A 15,596-nucleotide genomic window follows, 5' to 3' on the forward strand; every position below is an offset into this window, starting at 1 on the left:
TCAGTTCGAGGTGAGCGTATATCCAGCCCCCTCGCCGGGCTCAAGCTGTGGCCTGAGACCAAGAAGCGGTGCGACCCGGCCGGTCAGTTCGGCGGCCACCGGCACGGCGGTCCAGCCGGCGGTACGGCGCTTTTCGCCATAAGCGACGATCCATGGCTCGTCGAGCGTGACGACCAGCACGTATTTCGGGTCGTTGGCAGGGAAAATGCTGGCAAAGGTGGCGATTACCTTATCCTCGTAGTAACCGCCGCGCGGCTTGGGCTTGTCGGCGGTGCCGGTCTTGCCGCCCACCTGGTAACCTGGCACTTCACCAAAGCTGGCGGTGCCGCTTGTGACCACCTGGCGCAGCATCATCCGGGCCTGACGTGCGGCGTTCTCCGACATCACGCGCGGACCGTATTGCGGTCCTTTCTGCTTCAGGATTGTCGGGCTGACGTACTGGCCGCCATTAGCGATGGCGGCATATCCGGCCGCCAGATGCATGGGGCTGGTCGACAGGCCGTGGCCGTAGGAGATTGTCACGGTGCTGAGTTCGCCCCATGTCTTGGGTTTCAGCGGCTGGCCGCCCGCGGCCTCGACGATCTCGAACGGGGTCGGGTCGAACATGCCCAGCGCGCCCAGGAACTGCTGCTGACGCTCGGACCCGATCTGGAGGGCCAGGCGCCCGGTTCCCCGGTTCGAGCTGTGCACGATCACGTCGGCGACACTGATCTTGCCGTAGTTCTTGTTGTTGAACTCGCCGATCGGGAACCTGCCGATCCGCATAGGACCCGAGGTGTCGATCACGGTTTCGGAACTCACCAGCCCCAGATCGACCGCCTGCGCGGCAGTAAAGATCTTGAACACGGACCCCAATTCGTAAACACCCTGCACATAGCGGTTGAAAAGCGGACTGTCGGAAGGATCGAACCCGCTGGTGGGCGGGCGCGGGCGGTCATTGGGGTCGAAGGACGGCAGCGATGCGGCGGCCACTACCTCGCCGGTGTGCACATTCATCAGGACCGCCGAGGCGCCCTTGGCATTCATGATCTTCATGCCGCCATAGAGCACCTGTTCCATGGCGGCCTGTACCGAAAGATCGAGCGACAGCTGGAGCGGCTTGTCCCCATTGGCAGGGTCGCGCAGGTAGCCGTCGAACTGCTTTTCCACCCCGGCGACGCCGATGACCTCTGCCGCCTCTACCCCTTCACGTCCAAAGCCGGCTCCGCCCAGGACATGGGCGGCAAGCTGGCCGTTGGGATAAAGCCGCATTTCGCGCGGTCCGAACAGCAGGCCCGGATCGCCGATGTCATGAACCGCCTGTTTCTGCTCGGGGCTGATGCGTTTCTTGATCCAGATGAATTTCCGCGTGCCGGTGAAATCCCGGATCAGCCGGTCCTTGTCGAGATCGGGAAACACGCGGGCCAGACCTTCGGCGGCGGCCACCGGATCGACCATCAGGGGCGGCTGGGCATAAAGCGAATGGGTTTCGAAGTTGGTTGCCAGCAGGCGCCCTTCGCGGTCGATGATGTCGGCGCGCTGGGTCGCGATGGCCGCTCCGGTCGCGCTGGCCATCGGCTCTTGCGCCTCGGAAGAGGCGAGCATCCCCATGCGTGCCCCAATGACCGAGAACGCACAGAAAAAGAACACGCCCAGCACCAGTAGCCGCCCCTCGGCGCGGGCACGGGCGCGGTCCTGCATCTCGTCATGTCGTCGGCGGATGTTCTCCCGCTCGATCAGATCCGGGTTCTCGCCCTTCGCGCGAGCGTCGAGGATACGGGCCAGCGGGCGCAGCGGAGTACGTATCATGGCTGTTGCTCCGGCGGCAGGGTTCCGGCATCGGAAAAATTCGAGACATCGACACCGTCGATGATCGGCAGCGCGGGATCGACCGCGTACATGATATCGGCCACCCGGCCGAACTGGTCGGGGCGCATGGGCAACAGGCCCAGGCGCTCGAAATTCAGATCCGCCAGTTCCCGCAGCCGGTCCGGACGGTTGAGATAGGCCCATTCCGCGCGCAAGACGCTCAACCGCACCTGTGCCGCGCCGATCTGGCGCTGCAACCGCTGAGTATCATTCAGCACCTCTTGCGTGCGATAGTTTTCCTGGTAGGCCCAGAGCGCCGACCCCAGAACCGCCAGCGCGGTCAGCACATAAATCACGCTTTTCACCGCGGTCCCCCCTTGAGTTGCGGCATCCCTATCGATTTGGCGTCGATTTCTCCGGCCGGAGCGTCGGTACGGATCGCAACCCGCAGCTTGGCCGACCGCGCCCTGGGATTTTCGGACAGTTCCTGGTCATCGGGACCAACCGCCTTGCGCGTCAGCAGTTCGAAACGGGGCTGATCCTCGATCGTTTCGGGCGCGAACCTGTTCGCGCGCCCGGTGCGCCCGGCGCGCGCCTGAAGGAAGCGTTTGACCATCCGGTCCTCGATCGAGTGGAAGGTCACCACCGCCAGCTTGCCGCCCGGCTTCAAGGCGCGTTCAGCGGCGATCAGGCCCTTGAACAGTTCCTCGTATTCGGCGTTCACCGCAATGCGAAGCGCCTGAAAACTGCGTGTCGCGGGATGCGACTGCCCCGGTTTGGCGCGCGGCAGGCAGCTTTCGACAATTGCGGCCAGTTGCAGCGTGGTTTCGATTGGCGCCCCTGCCCGCGCCTTGACGATGGCGCGCGCGATGCGACGGCTGGCGCGCTCCTCGCCGTAATGAAAAAGGATATCGGCCAATTCGCCCTCGGATGCCGAATTCACCAGATCCGCCGCGCTCGGCCCTTCCTGGCTCATCCGCATGTCCAGCGGCCCGTCCTTCATGAAGGAAAACCCGCGCTCGGCCTGGTCGATCTGCATCGAGGAAACCCCGAGATCCAGCACGATCCCGTCAAGTCCCGAGGCATATTCGTCCAGGCGGGAGAAGACGCCGAGTTGCATCACCAGCCGGTCGCCGTATTCCGACGCCCAGTCAGCGGCCATTTCGAAGGCGAGGGGATCGCGGTCAACGGCAATCACCCGTTCGGCCCCAGCGGCCAGAAGCCCCCGCGTGTAACCGCCCGCACCGAAAGTACCATCAAGCCAGACGCCCGAAACCGGCGCGACAGCCGCCAGAAGAGGGCGCAGCAGAACCGGGATATGGGGGGTGGCGGAAGGGGGGGCGGCGGCAGCGGACATGGCCTCAGGTGCCCCCGGCCCCATCCAGGAACTGCATCGGATCGAAATCGTCGGGCAACTCGTCCAGCCACTCTTCGGCGGCGGCAAGTTCCTCGGCCTCGTAGGTCGCGGGGTTCCAGATCTGAAAGGTGTCGCCGGCAGCGATGAAGAAGGCCTCGTCGTTCAGATCTATCTTCTGGCGCAGCTTGGCCGGAAGAACCAGGCGTCCGGTTTCATCGACCGAAGTCGGAAAGGACTGGCCATGGAACATGCGCTGGAGCATCTTGCGCTCCATCGAGCCGCGCGGCAGCGCGTCGATCTTGGCATCGACCTCGTCGATCGCTTCCATCGTGTAGCATTCAAGGTATTTGCGGCGATGATCGCCGTAGACGATGACCAGTTCGGGGTTGCCGCCGGACTGCCAATTGGGATCGCCCGCCTCCAGGACACGGCGAAACGAGGCGGGTATCGACACCCTCCCCTTAGCATCCACCTTGTGGTGGCTTTCGCCTCTGAACCTGCGCGCCAAGCTGATTGTCCCTTTCGCCTGCGCCCCGTTGAACTTTCGTCCCCAGAATGAAAACGGCGGGTTGATCTGCTGCCACTGATCAACCCGCCGACTTAGCCCGCCTTGCGGGGTGTCCGACTGCGCGCGCCACCTGGGGGGATGTCTGCTCGCTCGCGCGCCGGATCTCTTGGTTCGATGAAAGCGAGATGCCTGTATGAAACCTTTTTGTTCTTGAACGGGATCGTTTGGTGTCCCTGTCGCCTCGTCCTCATCGGATGCATTAGGGATGACATGGGAAATTATGGAAATCAACTGAATTTTGCGGGAACTTTCTTTGCCATACCCATAGAGATACCTTCTCAATGGCAACGGTGAACAAATACTTCAGCTCAGTTTGTATCCATACAAAATAAAACCACAAAATATGGGGTGCTACACACAGTACCGCGATATCCCAGAAAATCCCGGAAAAATCTCGACAGCCTCCAGAGGTGCACCCATGTTCCACCAATGTTCCGAAGACTGATCGCGAATCATCCTGATACCAGCGCAACATTTCAGAGATGGGACAGGGGACGGCCAGAGTAGACCCATGAATTCCCATGAGCACGACCATCAAATTCCACAAATCGAATCCCCGACGATGTTCGCCCCCGCGCCGAGCCTGGAGAAACATGAAATGGACCTTGAAACGAAGCCGGCCCGACATGTCCGAATCTTTTTTTTGCGATCAAAACTAAGTCACGTCGCGTAACTTGCGAGCATGAAGGCTTGCGACCCCTGACAGGCCCCGGCGCCCGTTCCGGGCCGCAATACGCGAAACCTCAAGGAAACAAGGAAAATTCTTCGATTCCATGGGGTTTGCGGCCAAGTATGCAATTGCTGCATGGCAGCATTGTTCCGAAAGGCTATTGTGCAGATGCAGCATTCGCCTATCTTCGATCTCAACAGAACGGCACGACGCAGCGCCGAAAGAACAGATACGGATGACGACAATGGCAATGGCAAGCGAACACGGCGCGGTAAAGGTCGAACAGGGTTTCGGCATTTCCGCAATGATCGAAGCGGCAATGGCGCGTTTCGCCCGTTACCGCGTTTACCGCGAGACGGTGAATGAATTGTCCAGCCTGTCGGGTCGCGAGCTTGCAGACCTCGGCCTGCATCGTTCGATGATCAAGCGCATCGCCCTGCAGGCGGCGCAAGAACACCAGGCGCGCTGAGCGCAAGAGTTTGACGGATCAGGCCTCTCTCCTCCTCCCTGGGGCCTGAAACAAGGCGGCGGCATCCTCCTCCTCCCTGATGCCGCCGCATCAATACCGGCAAAGCAAGCCGGAACGTAATGCACCGGGTTCTCCTCCTCCCTTTCCCGGTGTTGAAAGAGCGCGGCGGTGCCTTCCTCCTCCCTGCACCGCCGCGACCTTCTTCCGGGCTTGGTCCCGGCGCGACATACATCGGGGCCTCTCCTCCTCCCTGCTCCGGTGTTGCAAAGAACGGCGGTTCCCCCTCCTCCTCCCTGGGAACCGCCGTTTCTTTTCCATTTTGCCCGCAAAACGAAAGGGGGCTCCGCCCCCGTCACCTCCGGTGACTCCCCCGGAGTATTTTCGACCAGAAAGAAGCAGCCAATCAGGCAGGCGACCGGACGGTCGGGCGAAGGGTCAGAACGGGACGTCGGTACCGTTCGTCAGGAAACGGGCCACGACCTTCTTCAGACCGGCCTTGTCGAAATCGACCTCGACCTTGTCCCCCTCGATGCCGGCAACCTGGCCATAGCCGAACTTCTGGTGAAACACGCGCTCCCCGATCGCAAAGCTGGCGACGGCATCGAGGTCGATGACCGTGTGCCGGGTTTCGCGCGGCTGTGACATGCCGTATTGCCCCTGCCGCGCCTGAAGCCTTTTCCAGCCCGGCGAGTTGTATCCGTCTGCCGCCGCCGCACGGCTTTCGATTCCCCGGGACGGGGCAATGTTGCCGCCGTAGAGGCCGGGCGGCGTGAGCACCTCGACATGATCTTCGGGCAGTTCGTCGATGAACCGCGACGGCAGCGCATTCTGCCACTGGCCGAAAACGCGCCGGTTGGCTGCGAAGGAAATGGTGCAGACCTCTTCGGCGCGGGTGATGCCGACATAGGCCAGCCTGCGCTCCTCCTCCAGCCCCTTGAGGCCGCTTTCATCCATCGAGCGCTGCGACGGGAACAGCCCGTCCTCCCATCCCGGCAGGAACACGACCGGAAACTCCAGCCCCTTGGCGGCGTGCAGCGTCATGATCGACACCTTGGCCCCGTCCTCGGCCTGCTCGTTGTCCATGATCAGGCTGACATGTTCGAGGAATCCTTGCAGGTTCTCGAAATTGTCGAGCTGGTTGACCAGTTCCTTGAGGTTTTCCAGCCGCCCGGGCGCCTCGGGCGTCTTGTCGTTCTGCCACATGGCGGTGTAGCCGGATTCATCGAGGATGATCTGGGCCAGTTCGACATGACTGACCTCGGGCGTACCGAATTGAACGGGCGGCGCATCATCGTCGATGACGGCGTCATCCTCGGCCACGACACCCTGGCTGCGTGTCATCCGGCCCCAGCGCGCCAGATCCTCGACCAGTTGCGACAGCGCCGCGCCGCCCTTGCCCTTGATCGCGCCCTCGGCGACCGCGATCCGCGCCCCGTCGACCAGGGACACGCCGTTTTCACGGGCCACGCGCTGGATGGTCTGCATCGCCTTGTCGCCCAGGCCGCGCTTGGGCACGTTGGCGATACGCTCGAAGGCCAGATCGTCGGCGGGCGAGACCACAAGCCGGAAATAGGCCATAGCGTCACGGATTTCCGCCCGTTCGTAGAAGCGTGGACCGCCGATCACCTTGTAGGGCAGGCCGATGGTCAGGAACCTGTCCTCGAAGGCGCGCATCTGGTGGGCGGCGCGGACAAGAATCGCCATCCGGTCCAGATCCATGGGCCGCACGCCGCGGGTGCCGCGCTGCATGGCCTCGATCTCCTCGCCGATCCAGCGCGCTTCCTCCTCGCCATCCCAATGGCCGATCAGCCGTACCTTTTCGCCCTCTTCCGCCTCGGTCCACAATTCCTTGCCCAGACGCCCTTCGTTGCCGCGAATGACATTCGCGGCGGCGGCCAGGATGTGCGGGGTCGAACGGTAGTTCTGTTCCAGCCGCACCACATGGGCGCCTGGGAAATCCTTCTCGAACCGCAGGATGTTGCCCACCTCCGCCCCGCGCCAGCCATAGATCGACTGGTCGTCGTCACCCACGCAGCAGATGTTGCGATGCCCGCCGGCCAGCAGGCGCAGCCAGAGGTATTGGGCTACGTTGGTATCCTGGTACTCATCCACAAGGATGTAACGGAACCAGCGCTGGTATTGCGTGAGCACGTCCGGGTTGGCCTGGAAGATCGTCACCATATGCAAGAGCAGATCGCCGAAATCCACCGCGTTCAGTTCGCGCAGGCGGGTCTGGTATTGCGCGTAAAGCTCCACGCCCTTGTGATTGTAGGCTCCTGCATCCGCCGCCGGGATCCTGTCCGGGGTCAATGCCCTGTTCTTCCAGCCGTCGATGATGTTGAGCAGCAGGCGCGCCGGCCAGCGCTTGTCATCCATGTTGGCAGCCTGGACCAGTTGCTTGAGCAGGCGCAGCTGATCGTCGGTATCCAGAATGGTGAAGTTCGACTTCAGGTCGACCAGCTCGGCATGACGCCGCAAGAGTTTCACACAGATCGAATGGAACGTGCCAAGCCAGGGCATGCCCTCGGCCGGCTGCCCGAGCATGCGGCCCACCCGCAACTTCATCTCGCGCGCAGCCTTGTTGGTAAAGGTCACGGCAAGGATCTCGTTCGGGCGGGCGCGCCCCGTCATCAGCAGGTGCACGATGCGCGCGGTCAAAGCCTTGGTCTTGCCGGTCCCTGCCCCGGCCAGCATCAGCACCGGCCCGTCCAGGCGCTCCACCGCCTCCCGTTGCGCCGGGTTCAGATCGTCCAGATAGGGGGCCGGACGCGCCGCCATTGCACGCGCGGACAGTGATGCGCCTTCAAAGGCGTCCATTTCGTCATGACTGCTCATGCCAGACAAATTACTTCGGGCCCGCGCGGATTGAAAGCCCGGTGTTCACGCCTTGTTCGCAATCGCGGAGATTTTCCGAACAAGACACTCTCATGCTGCAATGCAGAATCTTTCCGCTCAGTTCCGGGCGGGACTGGACATTTACCCGGCGTCACACATTAATGCGCCGCATGGATCTGCACAGCATTTATCCCGGCATCATGGATCTGAAATGGCGCGCGAAACGACGCCTGCCCAAATTCGTGTGGGAGTATCTGGACAGCGGGACCGGGGTCGAGGCCACCAGGACCCGAAACCGCGTGGCGCTGGACAGGGTCGGATTCATGCCCTCGATCCTGCACGGGCCGCTGGAACATGAGCTCAGCACCGAGTTTCTTGGAACGCGTTACGACCTGCCGTTCGGGGTTGCGCCCGTTGGCATGTCGGGGCTGATCTGGCCAGATGCAGAAAGCCATCTTGCCCGCGCGGCGGCCGCGGCCAATATTCCCTATTGCCTGTCAACCGTTGCCAGCCGGAGTCCCGAGGATCTTGCACCCCATATCGGGCCGCAGGCCTGGTTCCAGCTCTACCCGCCCAAGGACGAGGGCATTCGCAAGGACTTGCTGGACCGGGCGCACAAGGCCGGGTTCCGGGTGCTGGTGCTGACCGTCGATGTTCCGGTGGCGTCGCGCCGCGAACGGCAGATCCGTTCCGGACTGACCCAACCGCCAAAACTCACCCCGCGCCTCTTGGCGCAGGTCGCGCTGCGCCCGGCCTGGGCAGCCGCCACGGCAAGGGCCGGTATGCCGCATATGCGGACCCTCGACAAATATTCCCAAGGTATCGCCAACCTGCCGCCGACGGCCCACATCGGCTATATCCTGCGCACCTCGCCCACGGCGGACTATGTGAAATGGCTGCGCGACCACTGGCAGGGACCGTTCATCGTCAAGGGGGTCTCCCGCGCCGAGGATGCCGAAAGACTGGAGCAGTTGGGCATCGACGCGCTTTGGGTGTCAAATCATGCCGGACGTCAGTTCGACGGCGCACCGGGCACTGCCGAAACCCTGCCCGAGATGCGCGCGGCGACCCGGCTTCCCCTTGTGTTCGACAGCGGCGTCGAAGGCGGCCTGGATGTTCTGAGAGCCCTCGCCCTGGGGGCGGATTTCGTCATGCTGGGCCGGGCCTTCCACTTCGGGCTTGCCGCACTCGGCGCCCGTGGCCCGGATCATGTGATCGACGTTCTTCGCAAGGACATGGAGGCGAACATGGGGCAATTGGGGGCAAGATGCTTGCGAGACTTGCCGCCAACGCGAACGCTCAATCCTTTTACTGATCGCCATGTGGGATCAGTCTGACCAAAAAGAGGCGGATGCGAGCGATAATATGCCGGTTATACCCAGAACTACCAATATCCATACCGCTATTGTCCGCCTAAAACACACGGCCAATTGACCAGAGACCGGGACCAGCCATGACTGAATTCAAGAAGATCCTCATTGCGAACCGGGGCGAGATCGCCATCCGGGTGATGCGCGCCGCCAACGAGATGGGCAAGAAAACGGTCGCCGTGTTTGCCGAAGAAGACAAGCTTGGCCTGCACCGGTTCAAGGCGGATGAAGCCTATCGCATTGGCGAGGGCATGGGGCCGGTGGCGGCCTACCTGTCGATCCCCGAGATCATCCGGGTCGCCAAGGAAAGCGGCGCGGATGCGATTCATCCCGGCTATGGCCTGCTTTCGGAAAACCCCGATTTCGTCGATGCCTGCGTACAGAACGGCATCACCTTCATCGGGCCGCGCGCCGAGACCATGCGCGCATTGGGCGACAAGGCCAGCGCGCGACGGGTTGCCATCGCGGCAGGTGTGCCGGTGATCCCGGCCACAGAGGTTCTGGGCGACGACATGGATGCCATCCGCAAGGAGGCCGCCGAGATCGGCTATCCCCTGATGCTCAAGGCGTCGTGGGGCGGCGGCGGGCGCGGCATGCGCCCCATCCACAGCGAAAAGGAACTGGCCGAAAAGGTGATGGAAGGCCGTCGCGAGGCCGAGGCCGCATTCGGTAACGGCGAGGGTTATCTGGAAAAGATGATCATCCGCGCCCGCCATGTCGAGGTGCAGATCCTTGGCGACAAGCACGGTGAAATCTATCATCTGTGGGAACGCGACTGCTCGGTCCAGCGCCGCAACCAGAAGGTCGTGGAACGCGCCCCGGCCCCGTACCTGAGCCAGGAGCAGCGCGAGGAACTCTGCGACCTGGGCCGCCGAATCTGCGCGCATGTGAACTACGAATGCGCCGGCACGGTCGAATTCCTGATGGATATGGACAGCGGCAAATTCTACTTCATCGAGGTGAACCCCCGCGTACAGGTCGAACACACGGTGACCGAAGAGGTGACCGGCATCGACATCGTGCAGGCGCAGATCCTGATCGCCGAGGGCAAGACGCTGGCCGAGGCGACCGGCAAGGCCAGCCAGGGCGAAATCCGTCTGAACGGACATGCATTGCAGACCCGGATCACCACCGAGGATCCGCTGAACAACTTCATCCCCGATTACGGCCGCATCACCGCCTATCGGTCCGCAACCGGCATGGGCATCCGCCTGGACGGCGGCACGGCCTATTCGGGGGGCGTGATCACGCGCTACTACGACTCGCTCCTGACCAAGGTCACCGCCTGGGCCCCGACGCCGGAAAAGGCCATCGCCCGCATGGACCGCGCCCTGCGCGAATTCCGCATCCGCGGTGTCAGCACCAATATCGACTTTGTCATCAACCTGCTGAAACACCCGACCTTCCTGTCGAACGAATACACCACCAAGTTCATCGACACGACGCCGGACCTGTTCCAGTTCCGCAAGCGGCGCGACCGGGGCACCAAGGTGCTGACCTATATCGCCGACATCACGGTGAACGGGCACCCCGAGACCCGCGACCGGCCGATGCCTCCGGCCGATCTCAAGCTGCCGAAACCACCCGCCAGGCGAAGCGAGCCGCGCATGGGCACCCGCAACCTGCTGGAGCAGAAAGGCCCGCAGGCGGTCGCCGACTGGATGAAGGCGCAGCGCCAGCTCCTGATCACCGACACGACAATGCGCGACGGGCACCAGTCCTTGCTGGCGACCCGGATGCGGTCGATCGACATGATCCGGGTTGCGCCGGCCTATGCCGCCAACCTGCCGCAGCTCTTCAGCGTCGAATGCTGGGGCGGCGCGACCTTCGATGTGGCTTACCGCTTCCTCCAGGAATGTCCCTGGCAGCGCCTGCGCGACCTGCGCGAAGCGATGCCCAACCTGATGACCCAGATGCTGCTGCGCGGCGCCAACGGCGTGGGCTACACCAACTATCCCGACAATGTGGTGCGCGAATTCGTGCGTCAGGCTGCCAAGGGAATCGACGTGTTCCGGGTCTTCGACAGCCTGAACTGGGTCGAGAACATGCGCGTCGCGATGGATGCGGTGGTCGAGCAGAACAAGATCTGCGAGGGCACGATCTGCTATACCGGCGACATCCTGAACCCTGACCGCGCCAAGTACAACCTCAAGTACTATGTGGCGATGGGCAAGGAATTGCGCGACGCAGGCGCCCATGTGCTGGGACTCAAGGATATGGCGGGTCTCTTGAAACCCGCCGCCGCACGGGTGTTGATCCGTGCGCTCAAGGAAGAGGTGGGCCTGCCCATCCATTTCCACACCCACGACACCGCCGGCATTGCCAGCGCCACCATCCTTGCCGCATCCGAGGCCGGGGTGGATGCCGTCGACTGCGCGATGGACAGTTTCTCGGGCAACACCAGCCAGGCGACGCTGGGCACCGTGGTCGAGGCGCTGCGCCACACCGACCGCGACACCGGGCTGGACGTCAAGGCAGTCCGCGAGATCAGCGACTATTTCGAAGCCGTGCGTGCGCAATACGCCGCCTTCGAATCCGGGCTTCAAGCCCCGGCGTCCGAGGTCTACCTGCATGAAATGCCGGGCGGCCAGTTCACCAACCTCAAGGCGCAGGCGCGTTCGATGGGGCTGGAGGAGCGCTGGCACGAAGTGGCGCAGATGTATGCCGACGTGAACCAGATGTTCGGCGATATCGTCAAGGTGACGCCCTCATCCAAGGTTGTCGGCGACATGGCCCTGATGATGGTCAGCCAGGGCCTGACCCGCGCCCAGGTCGAAGACCCCGGAACCGACGTTGCCTTCCCCGACTCGGTCATAGACATGCTGCGCGGCAATCTTGGCCAGCCGCCGGGCGGCTTTCCGCCTGCGATCCTGACCAAGGTGCTGAAGGGTGAGGCGCCCAATACCGAGCGGCCCGGCAAGCATCTGGACCCGGTTGATATCGAAGCCGTGCGCGCGCAGGTGTCAAAGGAACTGGAAGGCAAGGAAGTCGATGACGAGGACCTGAACGGTTACCTGATGTATCCGAAGGTGTTCATGGACTACATGGGCCGCCACCGGATATACGGGCCCGTCCGAACCCTGCCGACCCGCACTTTCTTCTACGGGATGGAGCCGGGCGAGGAGATCACCGCCGAGATCGACCCCGGCAAGACGCTTGAAATCCGCTGCCAGGCCATTGGCGAGACGGATGAAAAGGGTGAAGTCAAGGTGTTCTTCGAACTCAACGGTCAGCCTCGGGTGATCCGGGTGCCGAACCGGCTGGTCAAGGCGAGCACGACACAGCGGCCCAAGGCCGTGGCCGGTAACCCCAATCACCTGGGCGCCCCGATGCCCGGGGTCGTGGCGACGGTAACCGTGCAGGCGGGACAGGAGGTCAAGGCGGGCGATTTGCTGCTGACCATCGAAGCCATGAAGATGGAAACCGGCATCCATGCCGAACGCGACGCAACGGTAAAGGCGGTCCATGTCCAGCCCGGCGGCCAGATTGACGCCAAGGATCTGCTGATCGAACTGCAATAGACAAGGATAGCCATCAGAACCAACACCGCGCCCCCTGACCGGGGCGCGGTTTTTCTATTGCTTTGCGGCGAAACTGAAGCTGCAAACGGGACAAAGAATTTTCCGCGCGGCCCTCATTTTCCGCTTGCAGGCACCGGCCGGAATTTATATCTCCCTCCTCACTCAAACGGGGCGGGCGTAGCTCAGGGGTAGAGCATTACCTTGCCAAGGTAAGGGTCGTGAGTTCGAATCTCATCGCCCGCTCCAGATTGAGACCTCAGGCCGGTTGGCCAAACGGATGCGGGCGTAGCTCAGGGGTAGAGCATTACCTTGCCAAGGTAAGGGTCGTGAGTTCGAATCTCATCGCCCGCTCCAGATATTCGAAAAGGCCGTCCGGTGGGCGGCCTTTCGCATTTTCGCGCAACCTGCCAGTGCCGCAGTTTTTTGATCAAAATTTTTGACGCGGCTCCCGATTCAGGTCAATGCTGTGCGCGAGTGAATCGCCGCATCACGCGGCAAGCTGGAGGAAATCGGCCATGGCCCCCGTCATCTATCCCACAACCAACCTGGCAGCGACCGAGCAACTGGTCATCGACCATGGCAAGGGCATCTATGTCTATGACACCGACGGCAAGGAATACATCGAAGGCCTGGCCGGGCTCTGGTGCACCTCGCTGGGGTATTCCAACGCGGAACTGGTCGATGCGATTGCAGAGCAATTGCACAAGATGCCCTTTCAGCACACGTTCGGCGGCAAGACCCACGAACCGGTGATGAAACTGGCGGAAAAGCTAAAGACGATGGTGCCGGTCGAGGATGCGTATTTCTTCTTCGGCAATTCCGGTTCGGATGCCAACGACACCCATTACAAGATGCTGCGCTACTATTTCAACGCCATCGGCAAGCCGGAAAAGCGCAAGATCATCACCCGTGAACGCGGCTATCACGGGGTCACCGTCGCCGCCGGATCGCTGACCTCGCTGCCCGCGAACCTTGCGCATTTCGACGCGCCGGTCGAGGCGCTGCACATCCTGCGCTCGGACGCACCGCACTATTACACCGGCCGCAAGGGCAACGAGACCGAAGCGCAATTCGTCGACCGCATCATCGACAATCTGGAAAAGCAGATCCTGGCCGAAGGGGCCGATACGATCGCGGCCATGATTGTCGAGCCGATCACCGGCGCCTCGGGGGTCATCGTGCCGCCCGAGGGCTACTACGAAAAACTTCAGGCGCTGCTGCGCAAGCATGACATCCTGGTCTGGGCCGACGAGGTGATCTGCGGTTTTGGCCGCACCGGCGCCGATTTCGGCTGCACCACCATGGGCATCAAGCCCGACCTGATGACCTTTGCCAAGCAGCTGAGCTCGGCCTATTTCCCGATCTCCGCCTCGGTCATTCCGGGCTGGATGTATGAAAAGATGGTCGCCCCCTCGGCTGCTGTCGGCGTGTTCGGCCACGGCTACACCTATTCCGGCCATCCGGCCGCCTGTGCTGCGGCGCTCAAGACGCTGGAGATCTACGAGCGCGACAAGATCTTCGAACATGCCGCCGAGGTCGGCGCCTACATGCAGGAGCAACTACGCGCCATCTTCACCGACCACCCGCTGGTGGGCGAGGTGCGCGGCAAGGGACTGATCGCAGCGCTGGAACTGGTGTCGAACAAGACCACCGGCGCCACCATCGAGAAGGGCGCCGGCGGCGCCACCGTGCAGCGGCATGCGCAGGACAACGGCCTGCTGATCCGGGCCGTTGCGGGCAATGCCGCAGCCCTCTGCCCGCCGCTGATCATCACCCGAGAGGAGATCGACGAGATGCTGCGCCGCCTCAAGATCGCCGTCGATGGCGCCTATGCCGAGTTGAAGGAAAAGGGCCTGCTTGCGGCCTGATCCTTTCGACCTTTTGGTGATGGACAGGCGGGCCCAGCCTCTGCCACGCTGTGGCATGGCGCGTGGTTCTCACATCCCGGCGCCCGGCCCCGCCGGACGCGCCGCCCTTGTGGCGGCGCTGCTCTGGGCCGGCCTGCTGCCTGCGCCCGCAATCGGCGAGGCCGATTGCACACGCGATGCGATGATCGTGTTCGATGCCTCCGGCTCGATGGCGGAAATGGGATATAACGGGCTCGATCGACCCCGGATCCTCGATGCGCGCGAAGCGCTGCACGACGCCCTGCCCCGCATCGCGGCCCTGCGCCGGCTCGGTCTGGTCACTTATGGCGCGGCCATGGACGGAGACGACGGGGGCGATCTGTGCAAGCGGGTCTCGATGCAGTTCGCGCCCAGCCCCGATGCGGCGGGTCCGATCCTTCACCTGATCGACGGGATAGAACCCGATGGCAACACCGCCCTGACCGAAGCGGTCGACCTTGCCGCGCGCGTCTTTGAACAGCCGCCCCGGCCCGGGGTGATCGTGCTGGTCACCGATGGCTACGAGACCTGCGGCGGCGCGCCCTGTGCGCTGGCCGCCAAGCTGGCCCGCGTCACGCCCGGCCTGACCGTGCATGTGATCGGCTTTCGCGTACGCTCGCAATTCTTTGGCTGGGAAGGCGGCGACGCCAACCCCGACGTGCCGGAAACGATCAGCCCAGCCGAATGCCTGGCCCAGGCCACCGGCGGGGAATATGTCTCGACCGAAACCGTCGAAGAGTTGATCCGGGCCCTGAACCAGACGCTGGGCTGCCCCCTGTACGGCGCGTTGGCGCCGCTCAGAACGCCTTGAAGGTCATCGTGGTCAGGGACCGCTCGATGTTCGGAATGATCAGCAAATTGTCATTGATGTATTTTCCCACATCCTCGCCGGCCGGGATGTAAAGCTTCATCAGCAGATCATATTCGCCGCTGGTCGAATAGAGTTCCGAATGGATTTCGCGAAACGCGATCTCCTCGGCCACCTTGTAGGTGGTGCCCGGCTTGCAACGGATCTGGATGAATACGCAGGTGGTCATGCCGCCTCTCTCGTTCTGTTCGGCCGAAGGCTGGCACGGGCGGCGGACAGGTTCAATCCCCTGTTTTCACGCAACAGATCGTCACGCCTGTTCGC

At 62.8% G+C, this 15,596-nt stretch carries 11 protein-coding genes and 2 tRNA genes; 7 read left to right on the top strand and 6 right to left on the bottom strand.

Annotation, left to right across the window (positions count from 1 at the left end):
- The 4 genes from BLT75_RS02520 to mraZ are packed head-to-tail and all read right to left on the bottom strand — an operon-like array spanning window position 1 to window position 3,653.
- Window positions 1-1,788 carry a peptidoglycan D,D-transpeptidase FtsI family protein gene (locus BLT75_RS02520; protein ID WP_093027431.1) on the bottom strand — a complete coding sequence of 596 codons (1,788 nt, stop codon included), beginning with the start codon at window positions 1,786-1,788 and terminating at the stop codon, window positions 1-3.
- Complete coding sequence (gene ftsL, locus BLT75_RS02525; protein ID WP_093027433.1) at window positions 1,785-2,153, bottom strand: cell division protein FtsL; 369 nt, start codon at window positions 2,151-2,153, stop codon at window positions 1,785-1,787. The genes BLT75_RS02520 and ftsL overlap by 4 nt, the downstream gene beginning before the upstream one ends.
- Window positions 2,150-3,145 (bottom strand): 16S rRNA (cytosine(1402)-N(4))-methyltransferase RsmH, encoded by a 996-nt coding sequence (gene rsmH, locus BLT75_RS02530; RefSeq protein ID WP_093028137.1) that lies wholly within the window; start codon window positions 3,143-3,145, stop codon window positions 2,150-2,152. Before rsmH ends, ftsL begins: the two co-directional genes overlap by 4 nt.
- 4 nt (window positions 3,146-3,149) lie before the next feature.
- Window positions 3,150-3,653 carry a division/cell wall cluster transcriptional repressor MraZ gene (gene mraZ, locus BLT75_RS02535; protein ID WP_093027435.1) on the bottom strand — a complete coding sequence of 168 codons (504 nt, stop codon included), beginning with the start codon at window positions 3,651-3,653 and terminating at the stop codon, window positions 3,150-3,152.
- A gap of 974 nt (window positions 3,654-4,627) precedes the next feature.
- On the opposite strand from mraZ, the gene BLT75_RS02540 reads away from it, so the two are divergent.
- On the top strand, window positions 4,628-4,852 hold the full coding sequence (locus BLT75_RS02540; RefSeq protein ID WP_093028139.1) for a DUF1127 domain-containing protein: 225 nt from the start codon (window positions 4,628-4,630) through the stop codon (window positions 4,850-4,852).
- Between the two features lie 435 nt (window positions 4,853-5,287).
- On the opposite strand, the gene BLT75_RS02545 is transcribed toward BLT75_RS02540, so the two are convergent.
- Entirely contained in the window at window positions 5,288-7,687 is a 2,400-nt protein-coding gene (locus tag BLT75_RS02545) for an ATP-dependent helicase (RefSeq protein WP_093027437.1), read from the bottom strand.
- A gap of 161 nt (window positions 7,688-7,848) precedes the next feature.
- Between BLT75_RS02545 and BLT75_RS02550 the strand changes: the two genes are divergently transcribed.
- From BLT75_RS02550 to BLT75_RS02575, 6 genes are all read left to right on the top strand, one after another.
- Window positions 7,849-9,024 (top strand): alpha-hydroxy acid oxidase, encoded by a 1,176-nt coding sequence (locus BLT75_RS02550; RefSeq protein WP_093027439.1) that lies wholly within the window; start codon window positions 7,849-7,851, stop codon window positions 9,022-9,024.
- A 116-nt stretch (window positions 9,025-9,140) separates the two neighbouring features.
- Window positions 9,141-12,578 (top strand): pyruvate carboxylase, encoded by a 3,438-nt coding sequence (locus tag BLT75_RS02555; RefSeq protein WP_093027441.1) that lies wholly within the window; start codon window positions 9,141-9,143, stop codon window positions 12,576-12,578.
- Between the two features lie 171 nt (window positions 12,579-12,749).
- Window positions 12,750-12,824: transfer RNA gene (locus tag BLT75_RS02560), tRNA-Gly, on the top strand.
- Between the two features lie 33 nt (window positions 12,825-12,857).
- Window positions 12,858-12,932, top strand: a tRNA-Gly gene (locus tag BLT75_RS02565).
- A 161-nt stretch (window positions 12,933-13,093) separates the two neighbouring features.
- Window positions 13,094-14,446: an aminotransferase gene (locus tag BLT75_RS02570; protein WP_093027443.1), complete on the top strand. Its 1,353-nt coding sequence runs from the start codon at window positions 13,094-13,096 to the stop codon at window positions 14,444-14,446.
- Window positions 14,436-15,275 carry a vWA domain-containing protein gene (locus BLT75_RS02575; protein WP_245706330.1) on the top strand — a complete coding sequence of 280 codons (840 nt, stop codon included), beginning with the start codon at window positions 14,436-14,438 and terminating at the stop codon, window positions 15,273-15,275. The genes BLT75_RS02570 and BLT75_RS02575 overlap by 11 nt, the downstream gene beginning before the upstream one ends.
- Here BLT75_RS02575 and BLT75_RS02580 read toward each other — a convergent pair.
- Window positions 15,262-15,501, bottom strand: a complete 240-nt coding sequence (locus BLT75_RS02580) for an Lrp/AsnC family transcriptional regulator (protein WP_093027445.1) — start codon at window positions 15,499-15,501, stop codon at window positions 15,262-15,264. The genes BLT75_RS02575 and BLT75_RS02580 overlap by 14 nt on opposite strands.
- Between the last annotated feature and the right edge of the window lie 95 nt (window positions 15,502-15,596).

The organism is Ruegeria marina (assembly GCF_900101475.1).
Classification (GTDB): domain Bacteria; phylum Pseudomonadota; class Alphaproteobacteria; order Rhodobacterales; family Rhodobacteraceae; genus Ruegeria_B; species Ruegeria_B marina.

Coding starts and splice junctions, on each gene's coding strand:
- BLT75_RS02545 (WP_093027437.1), bottom strand. CDS start 7,687: ATGAGCAGTCATGACGAAATGGACGCCTTTGAAGGCGCATCACTGTCC.
- BLT75_RS02550 (WP_093027439.1), top strand. CDS start 7,849: ATGCGCCGCATGGATCTGCACAGCATTTATCCCGGCATCATGGATCTG.
- BLT75_RS02555 (WP_093027441.1), top strand. CDS start 9,141: ATGACTGAATTCAAGAAGATCCTCATTGCGAACCGGGGCGAGATCGCC.
- BLT75_RS02580 (WP_093027445.1), bottom strand. CDS start 15,501: ATGACCACCTGCGTATTCATCCAGATCCGTTGCAAGCCGGGCACCACC.
- BLT75_RS02540 (WP_093028139.1), top strand. CDS start 4,628: ATGGCAATGGCAAGCGAACACGGCGCGGTAAAGGTCGAACAGGGTTTC.
- BLT75_RS02570 (WP_093027443.1), top strand. CDS start 13,094: ATGGCCCCCGTCATCTATCCCACAACCAACCTGGCAGCGACCGAGCAA.
- rsmH (WP_093028137.1), bottom strand. CDS start 3,145: ATGTCCGCTGCCGCCGCCCCCCCTTCCGCCACCCCCCATATCCCGGTT.
- BLT75_RS02520 (WP_093027431.1), bottom strand. CDS start 1,788: ATGATACGTACTCCGCTGCGCCCGCTGGCCCGTATCCTCGACGCTCGC.